Origin of the sequence: Lederbergia citri (assembly GCF_018343625.1) — a bacterium.
GTDB lineage: Bacteria > Bacillota > Bacilli > Bacillales > Bacillaceae_C > Lederbergia > Lederbergia citri.
On sequence record NZ_JAGYPG010000002.1, the window covers coordinates 1 to 12,786 of the forward strand.

At 36.6% G+C, this 12,786-nt stretch carries 12 protein-coding genes and 1 rRNA gene; all 13 read right to left on the reverse strand.

Annotated features, from left to right (window positions below; all coding sequences use genetic code 11):
• Nucleotides 1-103, reverse strand: a 16S ribosomal RNA gene (locus tag KHA97_RS08640); the annotation flags it as partial.
• A gap of 359 nt (nucleotides 104-462) precedes the next feature.
• Nucleotides 463-1,305 carry a sugar phosphate isomerase/epimerase family protein gene (locus KHA97_RS08645; RefSeq protein ID WP_213124365.1) on the reverse strand — a complete coding sequence of 281 codons (843 nt, stop codon included), beginning with the start codon at nucleotides 1,303-1,305 and terminating at the stop codon, nucleotides 463-465.
• Nucleotides 1,306-1,427: 122 nt separating this feature from the next.
• Complete coding sequence (kduD, locus tag KHA97_RS08650) at nucleotides 1,428-2,210, reverse strand: 2-dehydro-3-deoxy-D-gluconate 5-dehydrogenase KduD (RefSeq protein ID WP_213124366.1); 783 nt, start codon at nucleotides 2,208-2,210, stop codon at nucleotides 1,428-1,430.
• A gap of 30 nt (nucleotides 2,211-2,240) precedes the next feature.
• A complete protein-coding gene (gene kduI / locus KHA97_RS08655; protein ID WP_213125708.1) occupies nucleotides 2,241-3,071 on the reverse strand; it encodes a 5-dehydro-4-deoxy-D-glucuronate isomerase in 831 nt (276 codons plus the stop codon).
• The gene (locus KHA97_RS08660) at nucleotides 3,011-3,394 is read right to left on the reverse strand and encodes a PfkB family carbohydrate kinase (RefSeq protein WP_213124367.1); all 384 of its coding nucleotides are present in this window, start codon (nucleotides 3,392-3,394) and stop codon (nucleotides 3,011-3,013) included. Before KHA97_RS08660 ends, kduI begins: the two co-directional genes overlap by 61 nt.
• Nucleotides 3,395-3,459: 65 nt before the next feature.
• A complete protein-coding gene (locus KHA97_RS08665; protein ID WP_213124368.1) occupies nucleotides 3,460-4,107 on the reverse strand; it encodes a bifunctional 4-hydroxy-2-oxoglutarate aldolase/2-dehydro-3-deoxy-phosphogluconate aldolase in 648 nt (215 codons plus the stop codon).
• A gap of 160 nt (nucleotides 4,108-4,267) precedes the next feature.
• Nucleotides 4,268-5,632, reverse strand: a complete 1,365-nt coding sequence (locus KHA97_RS08670) for a hypothetical protein (protein ID WP_213124369.1) — start codon at nucleotides 5,630-5,632, stop codon at nucleotides 4,268-4,270.
• 76 nt (nucleotides 5,633-5,708) lie between these two features.
• Nucleotides 5,709-6,479 (reverse strand): SDR family oxidoreductase, encoded by a 771-nt coding sequence (locus tag KHA97_RS08675; protein ID WP_213124370.1) that lies wholly within the window; start codon nucleotides 6,477-6,479, stop codon nucleotides 5,709-5,711.
• Nucleotides 6,480-6,500: 21 nt separating this feature from the next.
• Entirely contained in the window at nucleotides 6,501-7,772 is a 1,272-nt protein-coding gene (locus KHA97_RS08680) for a nickel pincer cofactor-dependent isomerase, group 22 (RefSeq protein WP_213124371.1), read from the reverse strand.
• Between the two features lie 102 nt (nucleotides 7,773-7,874).
• Nucleotides 7,875-9,278, reverse strand: coding sequence for a glucuronate isomerase (gene uxaC / locus KHA97_RS08685; protein WP_213124372.1), 1,404 nt, complete (start codon nucleotides 9,276-9,278; stop codon nucleotides 7,875-7,877).
• A 79-nt stretch (nucleotides 9,279-9,357) separates the two neighbouring features.
• The gene (gene larE, locus KHA97_RS08690) at nucleotides 9,358-10,200 is read right to left on the reverse strand and encodes an ATP-dependent sacrificial sulfur transferase LarE (RefSeq protein ID WP_213124373.1); all 843 of its coding nucleotides are present in this window, start codon (nucleotides 10,198-10,200) and stop codon (nucleotides 9,358-9,360) included.
• A 62-nt stretch (nucleotides 10,201-10,262) separates the two neighbouring features.
• A complete protein-coding gene (locus KHA97_RS08695) occupies nucleotides 10,263-11,186 on the reverse strand; it encodes an AEC family transporter (RefSeq protein ID WP_213124374.1) in 924 nt (307 codons plus the stop codon).
• An 80-nt stretch (nucleotides 11,187-11,266) separates the two neighbouring features.
• Nucleotides 11,267-12,757 carry a tagaturonate epimerase family protein gene (locus tag KHA97_RS08700; protein ID WP_213124375.1) on the reverse strand — a complete coding sequence of 497 codons (1,491 nt, stop codon included), beginning with the start codon at nucleotides 12,755-12,757 and terminating at the stop codon, nucleotides 11,267-11,269.
• Between the last annotated feature and the right edge of the window lie 29 nt (nucleotides 12,758-12,786).

Genomic DNA, 12,786 nt, shown 5'->3' on the forward strand with positions numbered 1-12,786 from the left:
CGCCGCTAACCTTTGGGAGCAAGCTCCCTCAGGTCCGCTCGACTTGCATGTATTAGGCACGCCGCCAGCGTTCGTCCTGAGCCAGGATCAAACTCTCATAAAAGTAGTTTGTTAGCTCATTTGCTGGTCTTGCAATAATAATTATTTAACGTTCGTTTCGTTCAGTTTTCAAAGATCGAAATCTACCATTAATTAAAATAGCGACTTTCACATCATAACATTTAATTTCTTAGTAGTCAACCACTTTTTTTATGTGATTTTTGACTTCATAAGTTTTAATTAATTGTCCTTGTTTTTCGGACGTTTACTAATATAACACAGGTATATAATTTACACAATACTTTTTCAAAAAAAGTTTTATTCTTTTTTTGCAGCAGATTACATACCTGTAAATAATAGATTTCCATGCTCACAGTTATATTAATAGAATGAGACAAGAATATGGGAAGGGAAAGAATTTACTTAAGCTAATTGATATTTTTCTCGCAAAAACTCAATACTGTTATCGATATAAGGTTCCCTTGTATTTTCTAATAATACATTAATAAATGGTTTTCTTCTTTTAAGATGCTTAAAAACTACATCATAGTTCAACAAGCCGGTACCAACCGGAACCATCTTTATCCAACTATCTTCTATTACAAAATCTTTAGCATGCATAGCAACCATCCGATCACCAAACAATACGAACGCCTCTTCAATCACTTCTTCTTGTTTTTCATAATTATCCATGCTCATGAAGTTGGCCGGATCGAAAATAACTTGTAAATTGTTTGAATCTATATTGTCCAAAAGTCTTCTCATTAATTTTGGGGAATAAACTGGATGATTGATTCCTCCCTCAATGCCAACAATTACTCCCCATTTTTCTGCTTCTTCTACCAATTCACGTACACTTTCAAGGACATCAAGAAAAGGCCTTTCTGCAAAATTGTCAACGGTATATCCCATTTTTGCATTTACACACCCAGTTTCCGTGCCTACAATACTGCAACCAAAATCTCTCGCGAAACGAATATGTTCCTTAAAACGGTCTAACACTTTTCGTCTTTCAGTTTTATCGGGGTGAATCATGTTTATATAGCATCCAAGGATAGCAATATCCACATTTTCTCTTCGAAATGATTGGCCAATATGGCGTGCATATCCAGGACTTAAACTACCGGTAGCCGTGCTGAAATCATTAAAAGATTTTCCTAGTGCTAGCTGAACAGCAGACAATCCCTTTCCAGAAATTTTTTTAGGTAGTTTTTCTAAAGGAAGGTTCTCAATGTCATGTGCCCTTATTCCTAAATTAAGTTCCATCTATTTCCCCACTTCCATTTTTCAATCATATTGTCACTCAGGTTAAACATCTATTTTTTGAAAAAGCCGTATCACTACAAAATGTGATACGGCTTTCCGTTGTTTCAAAAGCAATTAAAATTCTATCTTGCTAACCAACCGCCATCCACGGCAAGAACATGGCCATTGACATAGTCAGATGCTCGGCTTGCTAAAAATACGACAGCTCCCATTAAGTCAGCTGGTTTTGCCCATTGTCCCGCAGGAATTCTTCCTAAAATTTCTGCACTCCTCTTTTCGTCTGCGCGAATCGGTGCAGTATTGTTTGTTTCCACATACCCCGGTGCAATTGCATTTATTTGTATTCCATATTCCGCCAATTCATTTGCGAACGCTTTAGTTAACCCTGCAATGCCGTGCTTACTTGCGGTATATGGTGGGATGAATTTTCCGCCTTGGAAGGAGAGCATGGAAGCGATATTGATAATTTTCCCACTTCTTTGTTCTGCCATTACCTTTGCCACTTCTTGACTTAAAAAATAGGCAGCATCTAAGTTTACGTTCATAACTGCATCCCAGTCTTCTTCTTTAAATTCAAGAATTGGCGATCTACGAATCGTTCCTGCGTTATTTACTAAAATATCGATCTTCCCGAAAACTTCCATACATTTCGCAACGATTTCTTTAATATTCGATCTATCGGCTAAATCAGCTTGAAATACTACAGCTCTACGGCCCGCGTTTTCAACCAATTCTTTTGTTTCATGATAATTATCGCCACGCGTTACAAGAAATAGATCGGCTCCTGCTTTCGCAAGGCCAACGGCAAAGCCTTGACCTAATCCGGTATTTGCACCTGTAACGATCGCAACTTTTCCATCTAATGAAAATAAATCAAGTGAAAAATCATTTAGCTCAAGCGCCATGAATAGTGTCCCCCTACCATTAATCTTTCATTATCTAAGCTGATCCATTTCAACGAAGTCCATATCATCATAAGTGATATTCTCGCCGCACATCGCCCAAATGAACGTATAGTTACTTGTTGCTGTTCCAGTATGTATAGACCAGCTTGGCGAAATAGTTGCCTGTTCATTTTTCATGACTAAGTGTCTCGTTTCATTTGGCTCTCCCATAAAATGGAACACACGCGTTTCTGGTTCCATATCGAAATATAAATATACTTCCATACGACGTTCATGAGTATGGCAAGGCATTGTATTCCAAACACTTCCTGGTTGTAGTTGGGTCAATCCCATTTGTAATTGGCAGCTCTGGCAATTATTTGGATGAATGTATTGATTAATTTTTCGTTCATTTAATGTTTTCGGCTCACCTAATTCAAGTGGCTTAATTTGGTCAATGCCTATTTTTACAGTTGGATACGTGTGATGAGCTGGTGTAGATACTACATAAAATTTTGCTGGATTATTTTGATTTTCAGAACGGAATAAAATTTCCTTCGTCCCTCTTCCAACGTATAATCCGTCATGGTTCACCATATTATATTCCTCACCATCAAGAATTACGGTTCCGGCAGCGCCAATATTGATAATGCCTAACTCACGGCGCTCTAAGAAGTATTCAACTCCAAGTTCTTTATCTAACTTTATCGTCAATTCGTTTTCCGCAGGAGTCACTCCACCGAAAATCATACGGTCATGATGTGTATAAGTAAGTAAAACTTTTCCTGGTTCGAATAATTTTTCTACTAAAAAATGACTTCTTAACTCATCCGTATTGTATCGTTTAATTTCTTCTGGATGATTTGCGTAACGTGTTTCCATCTCCATAGCCATTTCATAATCCTCCTAACAGTTTTAGCGAATAATTTTTCCTGATTCTTGGTCAGCAAACATAGAAATTTCATCGACTGTAAAATGGTTCGCATCGCCGTTTCCAAATAATACGAGCCTAATCTTTCTCCGCCTCTTAAAAGGAAATCTGTATTCACTCCAAATGATTTCATATACTTTTCAGCTTTTTTGCCTAGCTGGTTATCAGGAACTTTACTGACCATATAGACGTCGTAGCCAAAATTTGCGAGAGAAACCCCTACATTTGCTTCTGCTCCGCCATAATGAACATTAAATTGTTTGGTGTCCTGCATCCCGTTCACAGTATATTGTTAAGAAGCGAAGTAGAATCTCTCCAAACGTCACAATTTTTCCATGATTATGCCTCTCTAGCTTGTTTAACTTTGTTTACATATTCCTCTGCATACTTCGTAATCAAATCAAAATCACCTGTTTTGGCAGGAGCGACTAAATTACCTCCAACTCCGACTGCAACACAACCATTTTTGATCCATTGGTCAATATTTTCCATGCTTACTCCACCAGTTGGCATAAGATTCGCTTGAGGCAGCGGAGCTTTTACAGCTTTAACAAAATCAGGACCGAAAGCATTTCCTGGAAAAAGCTTTATAATGTCTACACCATATTCCAACGCCGTTTTCATTTCGGTGATTGTCATACAGCCTGGCATATAAGGGATTTGATATAAATTACATAATTTTGCTGTTGCAATATCAAAGCTTGGACTTACAATATATTTGGCTCCTGCCAAAATGGCAATTCTCGCTGTGACAGCATCAAGTACCGTCCCAGCCCCAATAACAACGTTGTTATTTTTCTTGTAAAAAATAGAGAGTTCCTCAATGATCTCAGCAGCACCTTGCACAGTAAAAGTGATTTCAATTCCACTTATTCCACCTTTTACACAAGCTTCTGAAATCTTTATAGCTTCTTCCTTTGAGTCTGCTCTTACAACAGCGACGATTCCACAGTCAATTATTTTATTAATAGTATGGAGCTTATTCATTTTACACCCCCAAAATTCCAGTTGGAAATATATTTTTCTATCTCTGGTATACGCTTTCATTATATATAACTATATAGTAGATTACAAGAGTTGAAGCTTTCATGTATGATTTCAATAAAACTGCAGAAGGTTCTTCACCAACTACAGTTTTATTTGAATCTCATAGTAGAAAATAAGCAATGATAGAGCCAATTCCCCCAAACATAAAGGCATATGGCATATTAACCAATGTAATTTTGTAAGGACTTTGCTTCGTATTAATTGCAGTTAATGTCACGATTAACCCATAGGTACTAACAGTTAATGTGGCCATTGCACTTGTTACGATCACGATAGCAAGACTTAGAGGATTAAACAAGTCGATTAATGTCGTAATTAATCCTGTTAAAATCCCGATGATCGCAATAGGGTGAATTCCAAACATGCTCAAAAAAATAAAAAGAAATTGAATGACGAAAAAGATGAGCAATGGATAGTCGGCGACATATAAAATCGGCTTTTGAATAACGTCAAGAAAGGTTGTATTACTTAAACTATAAGAGAAAAAGGAAAGAGAAATAAATAAAACAATAAAGTTCTGCATATTATTCGTTTTCTGTTTCCAAGTATTCCAACCGATAATCCAAAAGGTGCGTACCCTCTTTAGCAAGACAGACCATATAAAAGAAAAAGGAAAAATTAACAAAGTAACAGATAAAATGAAATTAATCTTTAATATATTTCCGCATAAAATGACTAATAATAAAAATGTCCCTAGAGCAACAGTTAGATGGAAAAACCTTTTTATCAACTCTTTTTTATTTATCTCCATTTTTTTCTCTATTTCATAAGGATGCTTTTTAAAATAAATTCTTCCCCATAAATTATCGAGAGTAAATGTTATAGCTGCGATAACTAATAACCAAGGGAGCAATGAAACATAATTTACGCCTGTCACGAAAATTGAGACTGCCAGTAAAATTTCTAATGGACTCCATAATACCGCAAGGGAAAAGCTCCTTAACGTTGACATCGTCATAAATGAATTTCTTAGGGATGATTCCGTTTTAGCTAAGTTTTCTTTCAGCACATCTTGTGTAATCGAAATAGCAGATAAATTTAGAAATGCGCCTAAAGACAAGGTCGTTGCCGAACTTCGTACATATAATTTGCCTAGATCTATCACATTGTATTTCATTATTGCATTTAAACTTTTATCAAACCTTCCGCTCCAAACAACACTACTCATCCAAGGCAGCATACAAAGTAGAGTTAAAAGTGATATGTTAGACGTCAATAAATTGGGTATGTCACCAATGTGCTTTCCGGTATAAAAAAATAAATAGCTTCCAACCAATAAAAATGCGGCCCCTAGAATTTTAAATAATCTTGTTGCCCGAGAAAACGACACGATGAGCATCAAGATCGCCAATATGCCGATGATGTAATTGATTCTTTCGCTCTCTATAAAAATATTGATCATATGAATAAGAAAAACAGCTGAATAAAAAATATAAAGATGGCTAAAGAGCATGTGATGTTTCATTTTTACCTCCAAAACGCACTAAACATAGTAAAAAGGCTGCGGACTGATCCATAGCCTTTTATATAAAAACATAATCTTAAATTGTCATACAACCGAATCCGCCATCTACACGAATGAAGGTGCCCGTAACAAAACCAGATGCTTTATCCGATGCTAAGTATATAGCGGCCCCTTGAAGCTCTTCTGGATTACCAAAACGATTCATCGGGGTGTGGCCCATAATTGATGCAATACGTTCTTCACTTAAAATTTTTCGATTTTGTTCGGCTGGAAAAAATCCAGGGATTATTGCATTTACGCGAATCCCATAAGGAGCAAATTCTCTTGCTAAAAACTGAGTTACACTATTAACCCCAGCTTTTGATGCTGAATAAGTGAAAACTTTAGATAAAGGGGTTGTCGAAGATACAGAGGAAATATTAATGATACTTCCTTTTCTGCTTTGTTCGACCATCCGCTTTGTAAAAATTTGCGTTGTAAAAACAAGCCCTTTTAAATTTACATCCATTATATCGTCCCACTCTTCCATTTCTATTTCAAAGAAAGGAGTGGAACTGTTTTTCCCAGGGGCATTTAATAAAATATCCCATCCACCTGACCACGCTTCAATTTCTTTTGCAAGCTTTTCGATTGATTCTCTAGAACTAACATCCCCGTAAAAAGATTTAGCGAGTCCGCCGTTTTCAATAATTTCCTTTGTTACAGCTTCTGCTTTCTCTAAATTTCTCCCGACAATGGCAAGTTTTGCGCCGTGTTCTGCAAAGCCTTTAGCAATCGAGCTGCCGAGCACACTATTTCCACCGACAGCTACTGCTACTTTTCCTGTCAAATCAAATATGTTACTCACCATTACTCCCCCAGTTCATCATTACCCTTTGTAATTTCCTTCCTCATCGAATTCCATTTCATATAATTCTGTTAAAGGCTCTAAATTTGGATGCTCTTTGACATAATCGAGAAGGTTTTCCGATACTTCAATCTCACTTATTTCTAATGTGTTTTTAATACGAACTAGTTTTACTTTAGTAAAATCAAAAATATTGCATGTTTTAATGGCGGCTTTGATACAGAGACGATCGTTTGCCAAAGTAGTTGCAATTTTCGTAGGTGCAACGACTGTTGAGGTTAACCCATTTGCATAGGTTGCTTCTCGATCCATCTTGTCAACAAGCCTTTGCGTTGTAAAATCTGCGGTTCCTACACCATTCGCGTTTCCTTCAGTCTCTTTTGTTAAATCTAAAACAGCCATTTTTGTTACTTCTGGTCCACCATGTGCATACGGAGTTGGGTAGCGTCCTGTAATGTTAGGATCCATCCCGTCTCCACTAATGTTTTTACCGATTTCATCGATGACGAGCAAATCAATTTGGTCAAAAAAGAGCTTTGGCAACAGTTGCTTTGCTAATTTTTGCAACTCTATTTCTTTTTCTTCAATTTCATCAGGAGTCATAACAGATACTTTTGCCACTTTGTCAAAGGCGTTTTCAACTGAAGCCACCGCAAATAAGATCGGCATTTTTGCCATAATCATTTTCGCCATTGCCGGAACGTGCTCGGCCATATATTTAAAGCCTAATTGATGACACGCTTCGGCCCCTTTTTGTTTTCCTAGTCCGATACTAATCATCTTCATAACTCCACTTTCAACTGGCCCGCGAAAAGCTGTATGAGGTTTAACTCGGTTTAAGACAACGATACCGTCCGCCTTTGAAGCAATTTTATCTACATAAACAGGAAGACCATTCGGCAATTCCCCAACTTTGATTACTTCCATCGAAGAACGGATTTCTGCATTGACCGCTTCTTCTGTAACACCCAAATGTTCAAGAACCGCTTTTTGCCCCTCTGCAGTCGCACCTCCATGACTTCCCATACTTGGAACAATAAATGGCTTTGCGCCTAATTCTTTTAAAAATTTTACCGTTAATGCAGTCATATCTACTATTCGATCGACACCCCGACTCCCAACAGCAATAGCAATCTCCATGCCTGGTTTAACGGTAGACCGGATTTTTTCTTGATTCAATTCAGCACTTAATGCCGCTTCAAAATCTTCAATCTTAGTAGCGTCAAAATTCTGTCTGACTTTTACCATCTTTGGAAGCGGAATGTCTTTTAGCAATTCCTCTAATATACCCAATTTTTTCACTCCCATCTTTTTGGTTTCTAAACTTGAATGTTGATATGGGCTACCCTTTACTGGAACATCTTTTGGCTATCCAGGAAGAAGTAGCCCTTACAGTTATTTTTCTAATCCAAAGTAACGCTTGGCGTTTTCATAGCAAATATTGCGTACGTATTTTTCTAGAAGAGTTATATCTTTAGGAGCTTTTCCTTCTTCTACCCAACTTCCTAGTAAGTTACATAAAATTCTTCTGAAATATTCGTGTCTTGGAAATGATAAAAAGCTTCGTGAATCGGTAAGCATTCCAATAAAATTACTTATTAAACCGATATTTGCGAGTGTCTTCATTTGGTCTTCCATACCATCGATTGTATCGTTATACCACCACGCAGTTCCAAACTGTACTTTTCCTGGCACTTCAGAACTTTGATAGTTCCCCGCCATCGAAGCAAGTACATCCCAATCTTTCGCATTTAAACTATATAAAATGGTTTTTGGCAGTTTATCTTTTTGCTCTAATGAATCAAGGAAACTAGCCAATTTATTGGCAATCAATAAATCACCAATTGAATCAAAGCCAGTATCTGGACCAAGTTTAGCAAACATGGGCTGATTATTATTGCGAAGTGCACCTAAATGTAGCTGCATCGCCCAGCCTTTTTCAGCATACAATTCTCCAAGCACGAGTAAAGTATATGTCTTAAATTTTTCAGCTTCTTCATCTAATACATTTTCACCATTCAAGCGTTTCTTAAAGATTTCATCAACTTCTTGTTTGGAAGCTTCTTTATAAAACATCACATCAATACCATGATCGGAACTTTTACAACCATGCTCAGCGAAATAATCTACCCTTTTAGAAAATGCGTCCAAAAACGCATCATAATCTTCAATCGATGAATTTGTCACTTCCCCTAATTTTTCCACCCAAGGCAAAAAGGTTTCCCGTTCAATAAACAAACCTTTATCAGGACGGAATGACGGGGAAACTGTCACTTCAAAACCTTCTTCTTTCAATGCTCGGTGACTTTCTAAATTATCTGTTGGATCATCAGTCGTTCCAACAAACTCAACTTTATCTTTTTTCAAGATAGAACGGACGGACAGTTCAGGAGTAGCTAGTTTTCTATTCGCTTCTTCCCAAATTGCCGGAGCGGATTTTTCATTTAATAATTCATTGATATCAAAATATCTTAATAATTCCAAATGAGTCCAATGGTATAAAGGGTTACCCAACGTATTCGGAACCGTTTCAGCCCATTTTAAAAACTTTTCGTAACCGCTTTTATTTCCTGTAATATAATCCTCATGAATTCCATTTGCGCGCATGGCACGCCATTTATAATGATCTCCACCAAGCCAAATATCTGCAATATTATCAAAATTTTTATCTTCTAAAATCTCATCTTGTTTTAAATGATTATGGTAGTCAATGATTGGCAAATCTTTTGCCGTATTATGGAAAAGCTCTTTTGCTGTTTCATTATATAGTAGAAAATCATCTGTTATAAAAGTTTTCATGTATTTGACATCCTTTCATTTAGAGGAATCGGGGCATTCTATATGGAATTTAATTTTTATTGAAATGCTCTAATTTTTATTATGAAACGACATTTGAATACTCTGCTTTAGAATCATCCGGTAGTACTTCGTTCATGCTTCCTGTACGATATCCAAGTAAATCTATCGATACATAGGAAAATCCTAGTGAAGTAAGTTCCAAATGAATTAATTCATTATGTTCAAGTATCTGCGCTATTTCTTCCGGTCTCACTTCAATACGAGCAACTCTACCATGATGGCGTACACGGACGGTAGATATTCCAAGTGATAATATAAATAGTTCCGCTTTATTTACTTGGTCGATTTTTCGTTGATCCAACTTTATCCCATAAGGTATTCTAGATGCTAAACTACAGGAAGCTGGTTTATTCCAGACAGGAACAGAAAATTGTTGAGCGAGTTCACGAACTTCATGCTTGTAAAGCCCCGCCTCTTGAAGAACACTTCGAACCCCTTCTTCCGTTCTAGCTTTCAATCCAGGACGGAAATCCTCCATATCGTCCATAATCATCCCATCCAACACATATGGATAGTTACGTTCCTCCGCCAATTCTTTTAAATGAGAATAGAGCATTTTCTTACTGTAATACCAGCTATCCGGATTATTGGCGACGATGAGTGGGTTATTTAATTCTTTTATTTCTGTTTGATAGACGTCTACCCCCATCTTTTCAGCAAGTTTTACTGCCCCTTCAAATTCTTCTTTTCGGAATAATTCGGAATGGACAACAACTGCTAGAACTTGATTGCCTAGCTCTTGCTGAGCATGCTTTAGAAGAAGGGCACTATCCACACCACCAGAAAAAGCGACTAACACTCGTCCCATGTCTTTTAAAATATTTCCTAATTTGCGATTCTTTTTTGCAAGTAAATCATCCATATTCATTTTCCTCCTCTCTTTATTTTAAAGGCTTTGTTCATCGTAAATTGTTTATTACAAAATCATGCAAAAAATATCTTTGATAAATAGATGATAAATGTAACCGTAATCGCGCTGCTAAATGTTGAAAATAATACGATTTGTGCTGCAAAATGCGGGTGGTTATTATACTCCTCCGCAATGACCGCACTATTAACAGATGTCGGCATCGCTGAAGCAATAAACAAGGCTTGGGCAATAACTCCTTTCATTCCAAAAAGAAATATGATGCCTAGTGCAATCGCTGGGCCGATGATTAGGCGAAGCAACAAACTGCAATAAACTTTGGAAAGTCCAGAAGTAAATTTAATTTCAGCAACTTGTGCACCTAATGTAAATAGTGCAAGGGCAACCATCCCATCAGCAATATAATTGGCCGGAACAAATATAAATGAAGGAATAGCTATATCCAGCATATTTAAACTAATCCCGAATACCATTGCATATAACACCGGCATTTTAAAATAATTCAACATCGCTTTTAATTTTCCTGTATTTACTGCTTGCAAAGAAAATATTCCATATGAAAATACGAAAATATTTTGCATTGTTAGCATGATGACTTGAATGGACATTGCAAATGGATCACTTTTAAATACTAGATCATTCACTGGAACTCCATAATTGCCAGAGTTAAAAAACATGACACTATTCGTAAAAGTCGTATTTTTCGCTTTCTCAAGACCGATTGCTTTGCCAATGAAATAAGAAATCACATATAGAATGGCAACATATACGATAAAAAATAACAATACATTTAAAAATAGTTTAGCAGAGAAATGTGTACTATATAGCTTTGCAAAGATAAACCCCGGGACAAGAAAGTAAATATTTAATCTAGCTAAGGTTTGAATATTTAAGCTTAATTTTCTTTGAATGAAAAAACCTATTCCCATTAAAATGAATACAGGTAAAATGATATCTTTTAATATGAAAAGTAACTCCATCCAGCAGTTGCCCCTTTCAGTTGTTCAGCATTATGAACTCCCCGCCAAATGGAATATCCAGTTGTTTCAGTTCATCCTTTTTAAAGTCCCAAAGTTTCTAAATGTTTTCCAATATGAAGCACTAACGCTCTTGTATATTCATCCTCATTGTCATCAAGTGTTTTAAAGAATTCATCTTTAAACAATGGTGCTCCGTTTTCATCTTTAGCAGTTAAAATCAATCCATATGTGACATGAAGAACTTGACGAGCAGCATCATTATTCATATAGTCTGCTAGATTGTCATCTGAAACGGAATCAAGAGGAACGATAGTATCCATGTCAGGAGTTATATGATAGTATTTCAAGGCCACATCTAAATTTTCTAATGCAAACGCATGCATCCTTCTATACAAATCAGGATTCGTTTTTGCGATAACTCTTACTGCTTCAAGCCAGTTTGTACCAGCTGTTTTTACGTGGACGACACCTTTAGTATATTTTGCAATGATTGGGAACACTTTAAATTTATCACTTCCTGAATGGATGCTTAGCTTATAACCAAAATACTCAGCAATCAGTGCATGCTCACTTAATTCACGTTCGAATTGCTCAACGTCTCCTATATAATCGATTCCTTTTTGGAATTCCCCGCAGAATCGTGGAGCTAGACTGTTCACCTTTACTCCTTTTGATGTTAATTCATTCGCAACAAAGAAATGTGCCATTGGAGATGTCACTGTTTCTGTTTCATCAATGGAAATTTCAAAATCAAAGTTACGATCCAGTTTACTGATATACTCATTATAAACATAAACCATATAGTTAAGCGCTTCGTTATACTCTAGAACATATTTAATTAGTGTTTCTTCATCAAAAGAAAGCGATAGTATATTTACGTCAAATATTTGATTTAAATATCTTTCGTTGTAATATTCCTGAATATCTTGTGGTAGCTTTTCAAACTCAGTCCGCACTTCCTCTAAAGACTTTGCATCAATTCCTGTTGGAATATAATCTGAGCAATCTAGTGTCAACATCGAGATTCCAAGTTCCAGTGCTATTTTGATGTCACTTTCTTGCTTAATGTGGTCGCCATCCGCTCCATAACCACCTTCATATCCTTCTTGAAAAACAGCAAACGCTGCTGCATCAAGCATATCGTTCATCGTACGATTCGTTAAAGATAATTCGCGGATACTTTGTTGGGCAAGAATTGGTTTCACATTATGACCTTTAATTGTTTCAATATGGCCTGGTGATGCAATACCTAGACGATCCCCCAATCCCATTGTTGCTATTTTTGTTCCGAATGCACGTGGGACAGTAAAATCGAAATAGCGATTTAGGACGAGACGATTTTCATGGCTTAATGGGCAAACCTTTCCATTCCCTATATTCTTACCTTGCAATTCATCAAAAAGAGTCCCTTCACCGACAGTAACAATGTATCTGTTGCCATTTGTTTTTACCATTAATAATCGGACATGCTCATGATCTTTAAATGACTTTTCATAAACCTTTACATTTTCAGTATTAGACACTACTTTTCCTTGTTCTAACTGTTCGATTACGGACTTTAATTTTTCCATATTTATCACCCTTTTTGATTGTTGTATTT